This window comes from Mycobacterium sp. JS623 (assembly GCF_000328565.1).
GTDB lineage: Bacteria > Actinomycetota > Actinomycetes > Mycobacteriales > Mycobacteriaceae > Mycobacterium.
In genome coordinates, this window is sequence record NC_019966.1 from 1,969,317 (window position 1) to 1,984,572 (window position 15,256).

The 15,256-nt window shown below is 63.0% G+C and carries 15 protein-coding genes and 1 pseudogene; 12 read left to right on the top strand and 4 right to left on the bottom strand.

What is annotated here, in order from left to right:
• Nucleotide 1: 1 nt before the first annotated feature.
• Nucleotides 2-946, bottom strand: a complete 945-nt coding sequence (locus MYCSM_RS09520; protein ID WP_015305939.1) for a 3-carboxyethylcatechol 2,3-dioxygenase — start codon at nucleotides 944-946, stop codon at nucleotides 2-4.
• Nucleotides 943-1,938 carry a zinc-binding dehydrogenase gene (locus tag MYCSM_RS09525; RefSeq protein WP_015305940.1) on the bottom strand — a complete coding sequence of 332 codons (996 nt, stop codon included), beginning with the start codon at nucleotides 1,936-1,938 and terminating at the stop codon, nucleotides 943-945. The genes MYCSM_RS09520 and MYCSM_RS09525 overlap by 4 nt, the downstream gene beginning before the upstream one ends.
• A gap of 287 nt (nucleotides 1,939-2,225) precedes the next feature.
• Here MYCSM_RS09525 and MYCSM_RS09530 point away from each other — a divergent pair, with 287 nt between their 5' ends.
• Genes MYCSM_RS09530 through MYCSM_RS09560 form a run of 7 tightly spaced genes read left to right on the top strand, consistent with a single transcriptional unit; the run spans nucleotide 2,226 to nucleotide 7,702 of the window.
• Nucleotides 2,226-3,398, top strand: a complete 1,173-nt coding sequence (locus MYCSM_RS09530; RefSeq protein WP_041313679.1) for an aromatic ring-hydroxylating dioxygenase subunit alpha — start codon at nucleotides 2,226-2,228, stop codon at nucleotides 3,396-3,398.
• Nucleotides 3,395-3,730 (top strand): non-heme iron oxygenase ferredoxin subunit, encoded by a 336-nt coding sequence (locus tag MYCSM_RS09535; protein WP_015305942.1) that lies wholly within the window; start codon nucleotides 3,395-3,397, stop codon nucleotides 3,728-3,730. Before MYCSM_RS09530 ends, MYCSM_RS09535 begins: the two co-directional genes overlap by 4 nt.
• Nucleotides 3,727-4,968, top strand: a complete 1,242-nt coding sequence (locus tag MYCSM_RS09540; protein WP_015305943.1) for an NAD(P)/FAD-dependent oxidoreductase — start codon at nucleotides 3,727-3,729, stop codon at nucleotides 4,966-4,968. The genes MYCSM_RS09535 and MYCSM_RS09540 overlap by 4 nt, the downstream gene beginning before the upstream one ends.
• Nucleotide 4,969: 1 nt before the next feature.
• Nucleotides 4,970-5,545, top strand: coding sequence for an aromatic-ring-hydroxylating dioxygenase subunit beta (locus tag MYCSM_RS09545; RefSeq protein ID WP_015305944.1), 576 nt, complete (start codon nucleotides 4,970-4,972; stop codon nucleotides 5,543-5,545).
• 20 nt (nucleotides 5,546-5,565) lie between these two features.
• The gene (locus MYCSM_RS09550; protein WP_015305945.1) at nucleotides 5,566-6,441 is read left to right on the top strand and encodes an alpha/beta fold hydrolase; all 876 of its coding nucleotides are present in this window, start codon (nucleotides 5,566-5,568) and stop codon (nucleotides 6,439-6,441) included.
• Complete coding sequence (locus MYCSM_RS09555) at nucleotides 6,438-7,271, top strand: SDR family NAD(P)-dependent oxidoreductase (protein ID WP_015305946.1); 834 nt, start codon at nucleotides 6,438-6,440, stop codon at nucleotides 7,269-7,271. Before MYCSM_RS09550 ends, MYCSM_RS09555 begins: the two co-directional genes overlap by 4 nt.
• On the top strand, nucleotides 7,268-7,702 hold the full coding sequence (locus MYCSM_RS09560; RefSeq protein ID WP_015305947.1) for a hypothetical protein: 435 nt from the start codon (nucleotides 7,268-7,270) through the stop codon (nucleotides 7,700-7,702). The genes MYCSM_RS09555 and MYCSM_RS09560 overlap by 4 nt, the downstream gene beginning before the upstream one ends.
• On the opposite strand, the gene MYCSM_RS09565 is transcribed toward MYCSM_RS09560, so the two are convergent.
• Nucleotides 7,703-8,488 (bottom strand): IclR family transcriptional regulator, encoded by a 786-nt coding sequence (locus tag MYCSM_RS09565; RefSeq protein WP_015305948.1) that lies wholly within the window; start codon nucleotides 8,486-8,488, stop codon nucleotides 7,703-7,705.
• 196 nt (nucleotides 8,489-8,684) lie between these two features.
• Here MYCSM_RS09565 and MYCSM_RS09570 point away from each other — a divergent pair, with 196 nt between their 5' ends.
• The 4 genes and pseudogenes from MYCSM_RS09570 to MYCSM_RS09585 form a co-directional block, all read left to right on the top strand.
• Nucleotides 8,685-9,338 carry a helix-turn-helix domain-containing protein gene (locus MYCSM_RS09570; RefSeq protein WP_085976608.1) on the top strand — a complete coding sequence of 218 codons (654 nt, stop codon included), beginning with the start codon at nucleotides 8,685-8,687 and terminating at the stop codon, nucleotides 9,336-9,338.
• Nucleotides 9,339-9,505: 167 nt separating this feature from the next.
• Nucleotides 9,506-11,122, top strand: a complete 1,617-nt coding sequence (locus MYCSM_RS09575) for a fatty acid--CoA ligase (RefSeq protein WP_015305950.1) — start codon at nucleotides 9,506-9,508, stop codon at nucleotides 11,120-11,122.
• 81 nt (nucleotides 11,123-11,203) lie between these two features.
• Nucleotides 11,204-12,334, top strand: a complete 1,131-nt coding sequence (locus MYCSM_RS09580) for an adenylate/guanylate cyclase domain-containing protein (protein ID WP_015305951.1) — start codon at nucleotides 11,204-11,206, stop codon at nucleotides 12,332-12,334.
• A gap of 128 nt (nucleotides 12,335-12,462) precedes the next feature.
• Nucleotides 12,463-13,486, top strand: a pseudogene (locus tag MYCSM_RS09585) (class I adenylate-forming enzyme family protein); the annotation flags it as partial.
• A 54-nt stretch (nucleotides 13,487-13,540) separates the two neighbouring features.
• On the opposite strand, the gene MYCSM_RS09590 reads toward MYCSM_RS09585, so the two are convergent.
• Complete coding sequence (locus tag MYCSM_RS09590; RefSeq protein ID WP_015305952.1) at nucleotides 13,541-14,176, bottom strand: TetR/AcrR family transcriptional regulator; 636 nt, start codon at nucleotides 14,174-14,176, stop codon at nucleotides 13,541-13,543.
• 273 nt (nucleotides 14,177-14,449) lie between these two features.
• Between MYCSM_RS09590 and MYCSM_RS09595 the strand changes: the two genes are divergently transcribed.
• Nucleotides 14,450-15,256 (top strand): hypothetical protein, encoded by an 807-nt coding sequence (locus MYCSM_RS09595; protein ID WP_015305953.1) that lies wholly within the window; start codon nucleotides 14,450-14,452, stop codon nucleotides 15,254-15,256.

Genomic DNA, 15,256 nt, shown 5'->3' on the forward strand with positions numbered 1-15,256 from the left:
GCTAAGTCCCTGTTTGGGACGCGGTCGCCACGGCGAATCCCGCGATCCACGCCGGAATCGCCTCGTAGAAGCGGTAATTCATGCGATAGTCGCCGCTCGCGGCCAGCGAAGCGAAGGCGGCGATCCAGGTGCGCACCTCATGGCTCGAGCCGCCGCCTTGGGCGGCCATCTCCTCGACGCTCCAGGTATCGAACTCGGGCAGATCACCACGCTCGAGCAGGTCGAGAAGGCGGTTGTCCCACGCCGGGTTGATCGGAATCATCGATGTCGAGCCCGCGGCGTAGCGTCGCCCTGCTTCGACCACGCGTTCTTCACCCCTGCTGCGCTGCTCGGGCGTCGGCGGATGGCCACCGATCAGCGCATCGGCGACGCGGGGCGGCGCTCCGTCGAGAACCGGCACCGGCGGATCATGCGACAGGCCACCAGAAGCGACGAACAGCACTCGACGGTCGAGCTCAGCAGCCGCCTGGCCCACCGCGGTGCCGAGCGCGCGAATGCGATGGACCGGACACAGGGGAGTGGCCACCCCGTTGACGAAGATGGGCACCACCGGGACGCGGTCGATGCCGTTAAACAGCGCTTCCAACGGCTGGGCGAATCCATGGTCGACGGTCATCCGGGCCGAGACTGTCAGGTCCACCCCACGGTTCAGCACCCCTTGAGCTAGCGCTTTGGCCGCCGCGGTGTCGACCAACAGCGGACCAGCCGCGGAACCGAAGTCCCCGACCGAATGCGCCTCTGTGCCAAGGCAAAAGGGCGGCATCTCCTTGTAGAAGAAACCGTTGTAGTGGTCCGGCGCATACAGGACCACAAGGTCGGGCGCGAAGTCGGCGAGGAACGCCCTTGCGACCTGCACCGCCGCGTTGACACGGTCAAGCGTTTCCGGCTGCGGATCGTTCTTGCCTATGAGTGGCGAGTGCGAGAGGCCGACAACTGCTGCAGTCATGACATTCCTTGGTCGTCTGGTGCGGCTGGGTGTACGACGACCTTGCCCGTGAGCGAGCCGTCGATCATGAGCTGAAAACCCTTGTGGATGTCCGTCAGGGGCAGCGTGCGGTCGATGACCGGCCGGACCCCGGTCGCTTCGAGCATGCGCAGCATGGCCACAAGTTCGGCCCGGGTGCTTCCGGTGGAGCCAAGAATCCGCTGCTGCAAGTAGAAGATTCGGCCTAGGTCGGCGGGTGGGTTCATCCCGGTGGTCGCTCCCGCGATCACAACCGTCCCTCCGGGACGCAAAGACTTCAACGAGTGCGACCAGGTCGCCTCGCCAACCGTTTCAATGACGAGGTCGACGCGTTCGGGCAGGCGTTCGCCAGGAGGCAGTGCGACCCGTGCGCCCCAGCTCATCGCCTGTGCACGTTTGGATTCGCTGCGACTGGTCGCGTACACGACAGCGCCTGCAGCGACGGCCAGCTTGATCGCCGCGGAGGTCACACCGCCACCCGCGCCCTGGACCAGCACGCGGTCGCCCGCTCGGATGTTGGCTTGGGTGAACAGCATTCGGTAAGCGGTCGTCCATGCCACCGGCAGACAGGCCGCCTCGTCGAACGACAACCAGTCCGGTTTGGGCACGAGATTGCGACGCGGAACCGTCAGGTACTCGGCGAAGGCACCGTCGTGGCGCTCCGACAACAGCGCACGGTTGGGATCCAGTGTTTCATCGCCGCGGCCTGCGTCATAGTCACCGATCACCGGGTGCACGATGACCGCGTTGCCGTCCTCGTCGTAACCCGCGGCATCGCAGCCCAGCACGATCGGCAGCTGCTCGGCCGGATGCCCGACACCACGCAACGTCCAGAGGTCATGCATGTTCAGCGAGGACGAAACAACCTTGACCACAGCCCAACCCGGCTTGGGGCGGGGCTGGGCCAGCTCGCTTAGCACCAGACCAGACAATGGGTCAGCGGCGTTCTGTGAGACGGCGGTTGCGGCGAGCACGTCACCACCATCGTGCCGCCGACCCTGAAACCCCAGCTGGTGTGCCGCTGTGCGAAACGCGCTATAGAGGTTGACCGGGCGCGTGCAGTTTTCTATGTGACATGACGTCAACGATCGACCCGGCCCACGACGCCCGAACGGTCAGCAGCCCGCCGTGCGGTGCGCTGCGGCGACCCGCGGAATTGCACCGCGACATCGACGTGTCCGGCCTGGTGGACTCCGACGGGGGGCTGCTAGACCGCGCGGTGTTCACCGATCCGCAGGTCTACCGGCAGGAGTTGCGCCGCATCTTTGCCAGCAGCTGGCTGTTCCTCGCGCACACCGATCAATTCCACCGCCCCGGCGACTTCTTCACCACTTACATGGGTGAGGACCCGGTGATCGTCACGATGGACAAGAACCGGCGCATCCGGGCCTTCTTGAACTCCTGCCGGCACCGCGGTGCGCGGGTGTGCCGAGCGGATTACGGCGCTACTCGCAGCTTCACCTGCACCTACCACGGCTGGGCGTATGACCTGGAGGGAAAGCTCGTCAGTGTGCCGAACAAGGACGGCTATCCCGACAGTTTCCGCACCGAGGATTGGGGCCTTGTCGAAGTACCGCACGTGGCGAGCTATCGCGGATTGATCTTCGGTAACTGGGATCCGGAGCCGGTCTCGCTACGAGACTCGTTGGGCGACATCGCATGGTATCTGGACGCGATGCTCGACCATGACGAGGACGGCACAATCGTGGTCGGCGGTGTGCACAAGTGGGTGCTCGAAGGCAACTGGAAGCTAGCGGCAGAGCAATTCGCCAGCGATTGGTACCACGTCAACATGAGCCACGCCTCGGCGCTGACGGTGTTGTCACCCGACGGCAAGCCGAAAGACGAGGTGGTGCACCGCACAGGGCGGCAGTACACCGACCCGAACGGTCACGGACACGGTTTCCCCGTGCACCCCAGGAATCGATTCGACGCGCAAACCGTGCATGAGTGGATGGACTATGCCGCTCTGCGAGAACGCCTCGGCGACGCGCGGGTCGAGGGCCCGTTGACCACCGGCCACGGCAACGTCTTCCCGAACTTCTCCTACCTTCCGGTCAACGGATCGATACGTGTGTGGCATCCGAAAGGCCCCGACCGGATGGAGGTCTGGGCCTGGACGATCGTGGACAAGTCGATGCCCGAGCATGTCCGCGAGGCACAGCGCCTGTACAACCTGCGCACGTTCGGTCCCAGCGGCATCTTTGAACAAGACGACGGCGAGAACTGGAGTGAAGTCCAAGCGATTTCACATGGCTTCATCACCAATTCCGTGCCGCTGAACTACCAGATGGGTATCGGCAGTGAGCGCCGTGACGACCGGCACCCCGGCATCACCAGTGAGTTGTACAGCGACGCAGCCGCGCGCTACTTCTACGCACACTGGCGTCACTTGATGAACACGCCGGCCTGGCATGAGCGGAAGACATCATGAGCGAGCCAATCCGCGTCGCCGCAGTGGACGACATCCCGCAAGGGGAAGGTATCGCGATCGACAAAACGATCACCGGTACCGCCGATGACATCGCACTGCTACGTGACGACGACGGCAGCGTGTGGGCCTTGAACGACACGTGCACTCACGCAGAGGCGTCGCTCGCCGAGGGCTGGGTCGAGGACGGTTATGTCGAGTGCCCACTTCACTCCAGCAAGTTCTGCCTGAAAACGGGTAAGGTGCAAGGCCTTCCGGCCACTTGTGATGCGGTGGCCCACCGCGTCGAGGTACGCGATGGCGACGTCTTCCTCTTCCCACAGGCGGGGCAATGACGGTGCACAGTGTCGTGATCGTCGGCGGAGGCATCGCCGGCGTCAGCACCGCCGCTGCGCTGCGGGCGGGTGGGTTTGATGGTGATGTGACATTGGTCGACGCCGGTGAGTTCCCATATGACCGCCCCCCGTTGTCGAAGGACTACCTCGCCGGTCGTGTCGACCTCAAAAGCATTGCGCTGCAGTCGCCGCAGTGGTACGACGACCACCGTGTGCGACTGATCTCTCAGACCAGTGTTGACGAACTGAGAACAGATCTCGGGGCCGTCGAGCTGAGCGACGGAACCACGCTGCCCGCAGATAAGGTCGTTCTGGCTACCGGTGGCAGGGCCGCTCGGCCGCCGGTCGACGGCGTCACCAACCCCGGGATACACGTACTGCGCACCGCCGACGACGCTGATCGGCTCAGGGTCGCATTGGCGTCGCGCGCCAGGATCCTCATCGTCGGAGCGGGGCTCATCGGAGCCGAAGTTGCCTCCACCGCCCGTGAGCTGGGTTGTGAGGTGGTCATCGCGGATCCTGTTGCAGCCCCGCTGGCGTCGGCGTTCTCTCCCGATGTCGCCACCTGGTTGCACGGCATGCATGAAAGGCACGGTGCCACAACCGTATCCGCAGCAATCCAAAGTTTGGACGTTGCCGGTGGAAGCATATCGGCGGAGCTCGCTGGCCGCGACCAACCGCAGGTCTTCGACGTGGTGCTGCTTGCCGTCGGCATGGCACCCGAGACATCGCTGGCCCAGACGGGCGGACTGCGCCTTGGGCGCGGCGGCATCGCGGTGGACGCCGGACAGGTGACCTCGAACCCGGCGGTACTTGCGGTCGGTGATGCCGCGCATCGTCACATAGATGGTGTGCCGATCGGACGTGGCGAGCACTGGGAAGCCGCCCAGCAAGACGGACAGCGAGCCGCCGCGACAATACTGGGAGCAGCTCCGCCGCCCGACACGGCCTCCTGGTTCTGGACGGATCGCTATGGCGCACACGTGGAAGTGGTTGGCCGGCTCAACGATACCGATCAGCTCGTGCCGCGCGGGCAGCTAGGACAGCCGCCATTTTCGGTCTTTGCCGTAAGTGGTCGCCACGTCGTCGGTGCGGTCAGCGTCGGTGATTCAACCGCCGTACGTGCGGCACGCCGAATGATCGAACATGCCGTCGAGGTCGACGCCGCCGAACTCAGCGACCCTGCAACCGATTTGCGCAGACTCCTGCGGCGCCGATCAGTCGAAGAGGTGAAATGACATGGTGAGCACTGAGCCCTCGACCAGCGGGCCAATGGCCGGCGAGCGGGCCAGCCGCGACGTCCATTTCGAGGTTGAACAGTTCTACTACGAGGAAGCCGAACTACTGGACGACGGTCGCTTCGCCGATTGGCTCGAACTGCTGGCCGACGACCTGGATTACTGGATGCCAACCCGCACCAATCGCCTGCGTCGCCAGCAGGCCCTGTCGATCGCGGCCCGCGGTGAAGCCGCATTCTATGACGAGACCAAAGAGAGCCTGGCGTGGCGGATCCGACGGTTCGACTCGGGGATGGCGTGGGCAGAGGACCCCCCGTCCAGGACCAGGCACCTGATCACCAACGTCGTTGTCCGCCATGTCGATCCGAGCCAGCATCGCGAGTTGAGCGTCGATGATCTCGAGGTTCGATCGGCCTTCCTGGTCTACCGCAATCGACTCCAGCGCGAAGAAAACATCTTCGCGGGGCGACGCACCGACATTCTCCGGCGCGTGTCCGCAGGTCTGCAGGTGGCACGGCGGGTTGTGTTACTCGACCAGAACGTTCTGCAAGCCAAGAACATCTCGACGTTCTTCTAACCGCCGACAGGAGTTATGCCATGCCGACGACCGAAGTCGACACAACCATGGAGCTACGCCACTTTACGGTGAGCACGTCTCACGGCGAGATCGCCGTTGCGGAGGCGGGTTCGGGCCCCGTGTTGGTGATGCTGCACGGTGGCGGACCGGGAGCATCTGCAGTGAGCAACTATCACCAGAACCTGCCCGCCCTGACGCAGCAGTTTCGGGTGGTGCTGCCCGATCAGCCGGGTTTCGGCGGCAGTTACCGCCCCTCCGAAGACGATCTCGACGCGGCGTCCATCACGGAAATTACTGTGGGCGCGCTTTTTGAAGCATTGGACGAACTCGGGATTGACCGATTTCACCTGTTAGGCAACAGCTTAGGCGGGGCGGCGGCGATTGCGATGGCGCAGGCCCAGCCGCAGCGGATTTCGGGGTTGGTTCTGATGGCGCCCGGGGGTGGCTGGCTGCCATTCGGTCCTACGCCCACCGAGGGACAAAAGGAGATGTTCCGCTACTACAACGGCGGCGGCCCATCGGAGAAGAAGATGGCGAACTTCATCCGAACGATGGTGTTCGATCACAAGCAGTTCGGTGCGGATGTGGTAAGAGCCCGCTATGAAGCGTCACTCGACCCGAGCCACATCAAGTTCTACCACCGGTATAACGCAGCGTTCACCAAACGACATGGCATGGACCCGCTGTGGCGGGACCTGCACAAGATCGCCGCGCCGACCTTGTTGTTGTGGGGACGTGACGACCGCACGATCACCCTCGATGGATCCCAGATCATGCTCAAGCACATTCGCAATGTGCAGCTGCATGTCTTTGGCAACTGCGGTCATTGGGTCCAGCTCGAGCGCCAACGCGACTTCGAACGCCTCGTCATCGACTTCCTGGCCGAGCGGTCATGAGCGGCTGGTTGAAGGACTATGTCGCATTGGTCACCGGCGGCGGCTCTGGGATCGGCCGCGCGGTAACCGAACGATTCGTCGCCGAAGGGGCGTCGGTGACCATCGTCGGCCGCGACCTCGACCAGTTGCGCACGGTGGTCGATGAATGCCCCGATCCATCGCGGGTTCACGCCGTGCGCGCCGATGTGCGCGACGCGGAGCAGCTACACCACGCGGTGGCCCAGACGGTGAAGCAGTACGGCAAGCTCGACACATTGATCGCCAACGCCGGAGTGTGGGATTACCAGCGGCAGCTGACCAAATTGACTGCGAGCCAACTGGAGCACGCCTTCGACGAGGTGTTCGCCGTCAACGTCAAGGGCTACCTATTGGCGGCCGAGGCCTGCTGGCGGGAACTGGTCAAGACGCGCGGCAGTATCGTCATGACGCTGTCGAACGCCTCGTTCTATGTCAACGGCGGCGGGCCGATCTATACCGCGAGCAAGCACGCCTGCCTCGGCCTAATGCGCGAACTCGCGTATGAATTGGCGCCCAAGGTGCGGGTCAACGGCGTGGCGTGCGGAGCGATGAACACCAATCTGCGCGGCCCGGAGACGCTCGGCCTCAACACCCGCACCCTGGCCGCCTCGTTCGCCAAAAAGACACCCGACTCCCCGCCGCCACCAATTCCGTTGCACGACTCCAGCACCGATCCACGCGACTTCACCGGTTCGTATGTGCTGCTGGCCTCCCGCGAGCAGAGTGGCAACATCACCGGCCACGCGATCGAAGTCGACGGCGGAATCAGAGTGCGCGGCTTCGCCGCCGCTGCGGGCGGTGATCACCTATGACGGCATTGCCGGAATTGCCGCTTGCGCAAGGGTGGGCGCAGACCAACGTCGGGGATCCTGTTGTGCAGGTGCGATTCGAGGGCGAAGGCGTCGTCGAATTGGGCGTCCGCCGCTGCATAAGCAGCCGCCTGCGTGACACCTATCCCGTGAGCTCCCACGACATCGAAGTATTCGGCTTGAATGATGTGCCGCCGCACGCGTTCGCGCGCGCATTGGCGGAACTTTCCGAGGCGGTGTTCAAAGCTGATCCACTGTGCCGCCGAGTAGTTTTCGCCGCGTCGGCCGGCCAGACCGATATGGCTCTGGCGGCCGAAATGGCTGAATTTCGGCCCGTGGTTGACGTCGACGTCCCAGGTGCTGAATTGAGATTGTTTGTCGCCGAGCCTGTTTGGGTCTCGAACATAGACCTTCAGCGGGTCCCGGGTGCGTGATTAGGCAATCCGAGCCACCGTGGACCGTGACAGGGCCTGTGACGCAGACGCGCATACCCGCCGCAGGGACGCAGTCACTGGGCGCATGTCCGTTCCGAGGGGGGCGGATACCGACATCGCCGCCAATGGCCGACCCGACCGCCCCATGACTGGCGCCGCCACACACGTCAGCCCCAATCGGCTTTCCTCGTGATCCATCGCGACTCCATCGCGACGCACCCGCGTCAACTCTGCGGTCAGACTGTCCGGCTCGCAGATCGACCGGGGTGTCAAGCCAATCAGCGGCGTCGCCAGCGCGGCCGTGGCCGCCTTGGCGTCGTAGGCCAGCAGCACCTTTCCCACCGCTGTGCAATGGGCAGGCAACCTGCTACCGATGCGGGACGGCGCCGCGGCCGTGCCGTGGCCATACAGTTTGGCGAGGTACACAACGTCGCTGCCATGAAGGGAAGCCAAGTGCACTGTGCGGCGGGTCGCTTCGAACAGATCCACCAGAAACGGCAACAGGAGGTCTCGGAGCCGCTCGTGGCCGGGCGCGTACACGCTGCTGCCCAACTCGTGCAGGCGCGCTCCCAACCGGTACTTGGCCCCGACGCGCTCGACCATCGCGTTGCGCTCAAGCATGCCGAGAACGCGGAAGGCGGTCGATTTGCTCAACTGTGTCCGGCGGGCGAGCTCACTGACTCCGAGCGGGCTAGCGCGGTGCTCACCCAGGGTTGATAGCAAGCTGAACGCTTTGTCGATCGCCGCCCGGTCGTCACGGATCGGCTCGACGGCGGTGATAGTCATGCGGTGCAAAACCTCCACGGACAAGACCGGGTCGTCAAATCAAATTGGCTACACGGTCACTTTTAAGTGAACGGTTCCACCATGGCCGTGGCGTCGACGGTGCCGCATCGGTGGGGATACCCGATGCCATACCTGTCGGCATACCTGTCTTTCACACGAGGCTGGTGTGGCCGGCGAAACGCTCAATAATGACGCTATGTCCGTCAAAAGTGACGGGATGCAGCTTGAAAACGAGCTCGTAGCCCGCAATGTTCGGCGGTTCCGTCGAGAACGCGCCATGTCGATGGGGGAGCTGGCCCGCCGATCTGGTCTATCGAAACAGACGCTGTCGAAAATCGAGCAGGGCTGCGGCAACCCGACGGTGGACACCCTGGCTCAGCTCGGCGCTGCCCTCGACCTGCCTGCGCGGCGACTATTCACCGAGTGGGGCACGCCTGTCTATGTAAAGCGCCACTACGAGGGCTCGTGGGTGGATGGGGCGGAACGGTCCGAGCGGATCCTCGACGAAACCTACGGTTCGGGTTATGTGCGGACGTTGACGCTCAAGCTCGAGCGGGTGGATGGAGAACCTCGCGTCATCGGTGCGCACTCTGCCGGCACACTGCACCACCTGTATGTCATCTCCGGACGAGTATGGGCAGGCCCGGTCACCGAGCCGGTGGACCTGTCAGCCGGTGACTTCATCCGCTTCCCCGGCGACACACCACATCTGATCGCCTGCCGCTCTGAACGAGCATCGGCGCACATGGTCACCACGGTGCCGCAGGTACGCCAATTCGGGCCGACCGTGATCAATGATGGCAACACTGAGCGGCTCCGCGACGGCGATGAGGCGGCCGCGTCGCGGTGATCGCGGCGGCCCCCGTCGTGTGCCGCAGCGCGGAACAGCGACTCGGCGAAATCGGGGTGTAGCCGGTGCAATGACACGATGAAGTCAAGCCTGTTGTTGCGGCGCGATCTTGACCTTCTGCTGTTTGAGTGGCGGCGGGGCGGAAGGGTCGAAACGTGAAAAGCACGATGCAGGACTACCCCTTGACGGTCGGCGCGATCCTCCGACACGGAACCAGTGTGCATGCGCAGCGACAGGTCCGAACGCTCCAGCCCGACGGCACCGTGCGAGCCTCGACCTTTCACCAAGTCGGCCTGCGGACAGCGCAGCTGGCCAACGCGTTACGCGATGTTGGAGTAACCGCCGACACTCGAGTGGCCACCTTCATGTGGAACAACCAGGAGCACGTCGAGGCCTACTGCGCCATTCCAGCCATGGGAGCGGTGCTGCACACCCTCAACATCCGCTTGGCTGCAGAGCAAATCAGCTTCATCGCAAACCACGCCGAGGACGAAGTCGTCATCGTCGACGGCAGCCTGACGCAGCAACTGGCCTCTGTTTTGCCCGAGCTTCCGCTGGTGCACACCGTCATTGTGACCGGCAATGGAAATTTGGCGGACTTGGCCGAGACCGGGAAATCGGTTGTGCGCTACGGCGATTTCATCGCTGGCCAGCCGACTGGCTTTGACTGGCCGGAGCTAGATGAACGCTGCGCCGCCGCAATGTGTTACACGTCAGGCACAACGGGCAATCCCAAAGGTGTTGTGTATAGCCACCGATCGACATACCTGCACTCAATGGGCATCTGCGCCAAGGGCGCACTCGAGGTCGGACCCGACGATGTCGTGCTGCCCATCGTACCGATGTTCCATGCGAACGCCTGGGGGTTGATCTACGCCGCCATGATGGCCGGCGCCGACTTGGTGCTACCGGACCGCTTTCTGCAAGCAGAACCCGTGGTCGGACTCATTGAGAGCGAGCGGCCGACGATCGCCGGTGCCGTCCCCACGGTATGGAACGACATCCTGCGATACCTCGAGGACCGGCCTGACGCGGATATCTCGTCATTGCGTCTGGTCGGCTGTGGTGGTTCAGCGACTCCGACGCACTTGATGCGGACCTTCCAGGAGAAGTATGGGGTATACATCGCCCAGGCGTGGGGGATGACCGAGACCTCACCGCTGGCCACGATCTCCAAGCCGGCTGCCGAACTGCCGGAGGCACAGCACTGGCAACTGCGCTCTCTCCAAGGGCGACCCGTGTGCGGCGTCGAGATACGAATCGTCGACGGTGAGGGAACGGTGCTGCCGAATGATGGAACTGCGGTCGGCGAATTGCAGGTGCGAGGTCCATGGATCACCGGTGCCTACTTCGGGCGGGAATCGGAGGACTCGTTCAGCGATGGCTGGCTGGTCACCGGCGATGTTGGTTCGATTGATCCCGACGGGTATGTCACGCTGACTGATCGCGCCAAGGACGTCATCAAATCCGGTGGCGAGTGGATCTCCTCGGTACAACTGGAGCTCGTGATCTCCTCACATCCAGCGGTTTTCGAGGCTGCGGTCATCGCCGTGCCCGACGACAGATGGCAGGAACGTCCGCTTGCCGCGGTCGTCTTGGACTCTGGTAAGGAGGTCAGCGTCGCGCAGCTGCAAGAGTTCGTGCGGGACAAGGTGGCGCGCTGGTGGGTTCCGGAACGATGGACGTTCGTCGATCGGCTGCCCCGAACGTCGACCGGCAAGTACGACAAGAAGCTTCTTCGTGATTCGCATCGCCGCGGGCTTCTTGGTGTGATCGAAGAATGACCTGAGAGACGGCAACCGGTGACGGTTGCGCAGGGTCGCCGATCTGTAGAAACCACACCCGGTTGCGCGTGAAGATTAGTCATGGCACAGGAAGACGCTGATCAGTCCGCAGCGAGCGTCGGCACGTCGGCCCTGCTCGACGGACTCGAGGGTGAAGCTCGACGAGACCGGGCCGAATTGATCGCGTGGTTGATGCGGCGGGGCTTCACGGCCGACGAAATCTCGGCGTCGGTGACCCCGATGCTTTTGCCCGCGAACCGCGCGATGGGCGCCGACGGTGTGTATGTCTCCACGCGTGAGATGGTGCATGCGACCGGCATTGACCTTGAGCTCCTACAGGGGATGCAGCGAGCCGCGGGTCTGCCCCGTATCGATGATCCCGACGCTGCTGTATTGCCGCGGGCCGACGTCGAGGCCGCGACGCGAGCCAAGTATCTTCTCGACTTCGGTGTCGATCCAGATGACATGCTTGCCATTGTCAGGGTGCTCGCGGAGGGACTACGCCGTGGAGCTGCCATGATGCGCGAACCGGCCTTCAAGGCTTTCGCAACACCTGGAGCGAGCGAGGTTGATGTCGCAGAGTCCGCCGACGCGTTGGCGCAGGCCGTCATTCCCTCGCTCAAGAGAATGGTTGAAGGCCTGTTGATGTTGCAGGTACGCCACATGTTCGAAGGGGAGGGAATCACCGCCGCCGAACGCGCAACTGGACGGCTTCCCGGCGCCCGCCAGGTTGCGGTTGCATTTGCCGACCTTGCCGGTTTCACCCGGCTCGGCGAGATGTTGCCGCCCGAGGATCTCCAACGCGTGGCAGGCAGGCTCGGCGAATTGGCTCATGACGTTGCTGTGCCGCCGGTGTCGTTTGTCAAAACCATTGGTGATGCAGCGATGTTCGTGTCAACGGACACGGATCGGCTGATCGCCGCCCTCTTGGACCTGATCGACCTCGCCGCCGCCCACGACTTACCGCAATTGCGTGGGGGTGTGGCGACGGGGCTCGCCGTCAGCCGTGCAGGGGACTGGTTCGGCAGCCCGGTGAACATCGCCAGCCGCGTCACCGGACTCGCACGCGCTGGCACAGTCGTGGTTACGGCTTCTGCACGCAAGACAGTCGGTACAGCCGCAGGACTCGTGTGGTCCCCGGCAGGGGCGCAACATCTGCGCGGCGTGCCCGGCCGTGTGCGGCTGTATCGCGTGTCCCGCGCGCCACATTAGACGGCTGAAACGGCGGGCGGCGGCACTTGGCGCCGACTGGACGCCAAAGGCGGAGAGCGACAAAGGTTCGAGCTTGTAGTTTCTTTGCATTCGCAGACAGGTGCTGGGACAGTTGCACTTGGCTGCAGAGCTCTGGAAAAACGGGGATGCCGAAGGCGGTGCGACACACCTATGGCTCCTTTGCCGCGGCGCGAGCGCAATGGCAGACGGTACTGGGGTTGACGTCGGCGGATCGGATTCAGATATTAACCCCCCCTCCGCACATTCTCGGTCTCTTGAACATCGTGACGGCGATGGAGAATGACGTTTGGATGCGACTGCACCGCAGGTTCGACGTCGATGCCATGTTGAGGACAATCGATCGTGATCGGATCACGATCTGAGATGGCGGTGGCACCAATCGCGCTGGCGATGGCCGCTCATCCCACGCTTGAGTCATACGACCTTTCGTCGCTTCGGTACATGGTCTGGGGTGCGACTCCATTCGCGCCGAGCGTCGCCGAGATTGTGAGCCGACGAGCAGGCGTTCGCTGGGTAATAGCCTACGGCGCAAGCGAAGTGCCCGTCATCGCCTGCAATCCGCTTCATGCGCCGAGACTCGATACCGTCGGTCCAGCCGTACCCGGGGTCGAGGTCCGTATCGTCGCTGCGGATACCGGAGAGATCGCGTCGATTGGGGAAGCAGGTGAAGTGCAGGTTCGGTCGGATTCGATGATGGCCGGCTATCTACCAGAGGACGCGTCAACCGAGGCGTTCGCAAGCGGATGGTATCGGACGGGTGATATCGGAACCGTCGATGCTGACGGGTATCTCAGGATCACGGATCGGCTAAAGGAGATGATAGAGGTTCGTGGGTTCCAAGTCGCCCCTGCCGAGATCGAGGCCGTACTTCATCGGCATCCGTCGGTCGCGGATTGCGCCGCCTTCGGAGTCCCCGACGCAGTTGACGGTGAGGCGATTGTCATCGCAGTGGAACCACGCGCAGAAGTCGAAGCAGCAGAACTCATTTCGTTTGTTCGTGAACGACTTGCTTCTTGCAAGCAACCACGAGTAGTCCTGTTCGTCGCACAGATCCCACACAGCGCATCTGGCGAGGTGCTACGTCGAATGCTCAAGGAGGTCTACCAACCGCCGCCAGAGACGATCATATGATGTACCGCTCGAGGCCCGGCACCGGAGCATCACGGGGTACCAACATCCCAGGTGTCAACTAGACCGTTCTGCAACACTGCGGATCGTTAGCGACCGTTTCATATGTTCGACCAGTTCCCTTGCCACTTCGTCGGCGGGACGGTCGCATCCAGAGTTGGCCCAATCAGTCAGCCAGACCTGCAACGCCGACACCGCCAAGCCGGCCAACACCGATGGACTCATTGACGGCGTCTCGCCAGAAGCGATGACGTCCTCAGCCAATTCGACCATGGTGTCAAGACCTATCTGCCATGCGGCTCGCTGGTTCCCACGTCCCCAGTCGACGCCTGCGGTGGCCCAGTTCAACCCTTCGTTGATGTGGAGGCGCAGATAGTTCGGGTGCTCGGTGAAATAGACGACTAGTGCCCGCAGTGCGCTGAATAACCGGTCGAGCGGCGTGTCAACGTCTTCTAGCGCTTGCCGTCCCGCAGCGATGAACTCGTCCATTCGTTGACGATTGAGCGCATCCCAAATCTCGTCTTTACCGGCGAAGTTCTTGTACACCGTCGCGAGAGACACATCGGCGGTCCGAGCGATGTCGGTGACCTTCGTTTTGTCGAAGCCCGCTCTGGCGAATTCGAACTCTGCGGCAGAGATGATCTGCTGGCGGTACATGTCGCGGCGTGCATCGCGAATATTCGGAACTTTCACAACTCTTCTGCCACCACGTAGGGCCACCTCTCTGCCGAGGTCTGACGTTCGAATCATAGGCGGGCAAGCCGCAGACGTGGACTGAGCGCTGCCCACCCCGCGTGCAAGCCAGCGTGTCGCCCGCTTGGACGTGATCCACGGCGGGACAGCCCATTGCGCCGCGGCGAACACGCTGCTATCTTACCAGAATCATGATTCTGTTTATCAGTACTAATGTTCTGCTAGACCGCTGAGCAGCCAGATGAGCACATTGAAAAAGGGGTTAACGTGACGATGCGCGAGGAAGAACACGACTTCGCTAGACCATGGGCGAAGCGGCGCGTCAAGGTCTACGCCTGGTGCTCTGCGATCACCGCCACGGTCGCTGTCGGAAGCATCATTGGTGTCGGCGTGGGCTGGATCCCCATGGTGCCCCTGACAGGAGTCATTGCCTGCTTCCTGTTCATGACGCCAGTTTTCGTCATGTTCGGGGCATCGTGGATCAACGCTCCGGGCGAGACGCGAACAACGCTGGAAAAGGCCAACGAGTTTCAGATGCTTTGGTTCTGCATCGCGGGCGCGGCGAGCGAGTTGTGGTGGGAAGTGGCATGGCTGGTCGGTGATCTTGCGGGGTGGATGCACATCAACGACCAGCAGCGGTGGGGATGGGTCTTTTGGTATTACGGCATTAATGACGTGCGGTATCTCAATAGCGACGGGCCGTTGTGGGCCATGGAACTGGTCGTCGTGGTTGGTGCTGCCGTTTTGCTGTTCTCGTGGTGGAAGCTGAGGAAGGCAGGCAACGACCCCCACAAGCGCATCCGGCCACTGTGGTGGAGTTTTGCGACCATGTCGGCGATGTTGACGGTGTTCTTCATCTACTTCGTCGCCGAAGCACGCCATGGGTTCCCCAATTTTCCCCGCCATGGATTCTGGGATGTCTCGATCGTCCTGATCTACGAGAACCTGCCGTGGATGATCGCGCCCGTCGTCAGCCTGCCTTTCGTCGCCAAGCAGTTGGGCTACCTATACCGCAAGACCGTCTCCGCGCCGGTTGACAACTTTGCGCCCGACGGCCGCACGACTGCAATCGGCGTCTGA

Bases quoted from the DNA above. Each gene is read 5' to 3' on its own strand.
- MYCSM_RS09520 (WP_015305939.1), bottom strand. From the start codon at position 946: ATGACTGCAGCAGTTGTCGGCCTCTCGCACTCGCCACTCATAGGCAAG.
- MYCSM_RS09535 (WP_015305942.1), top strand. From the start codon at position 3,395: ATGAGCGAGCCAATCCGCGTCGCCGCAGTGGACGACATCCCGCAAGGG.
- MYCSM_RS09540 (WP_015305943.1), top strand. From the start codon at position 3,727: ATGACGGTGCACAGTGTCGTGATCGTCGGCGGAGGCATCGCCGGCGTC.
- MYCSM_RS09545 (WP_015305944.1), top strand. From the start codon at position 4,970: ATGGTGAGCACTGAGCCCTCGACCAGCGGGCCAATGGCCGGCGAGCGG.
- MYCSM_RS09550 (WP_015305945.1), top strand. From the start codon at position 5,566: ATGCCGACGACCGAAGTCGACACAACCATGGAGCTACGCCACTTTACG.
- MYCSM_RS09555 (WP_015305946.1), top strand. From the start codon at position 6,438: ATGAGCGGCTGGTTGAAGGACTATGTCGCATTGGTCACCGGCGGCGGC.
- MYCSM_RS09560 (WP_015305947.1), top strand. From the start codon at position 7,268: ATGACGGCATTGCCGGAATTGCCGCTTGCGCAAGGGTGGGCGCAGACC.
- MYCSM_RS09565 (WP_015305948.1), bottom strand. From the start codon at position 8,488: ATGACTATCACCGCCGTCGAGCCGATCCGTGACGACCGGGCGGCGATC.
- MYCSM_RS09570 (WP_085976608.1), top strand. From the start codon at position 8,685: ATGTCCGTCAAAAGTGACGGGATGCAGCTTGAAAACGAGCTCGTAGCC.
- MYCSM_RS09575 (WP_015305950.1), top strand. From the start codon at position 9,506: ATGCAGGACTACCCCTTGACGGTCGGCGCGATCCTCCGACACGGAACC.
- MYCSM_RS09580 (WP_015305951.1), top strand. From the start codon at position 11,204: ATGGCACAGGAAGACGCTGATCAGTCCGCAGCGAGCGTCGGCACGTCG.
- MYCSM_RS09595 (WP_015305953.1), top strand. From the start codon at position 14,450: ATGCGCGAGGAAGAACACGACTTCGCTAGACCATGGGCGAAGCGGCGC.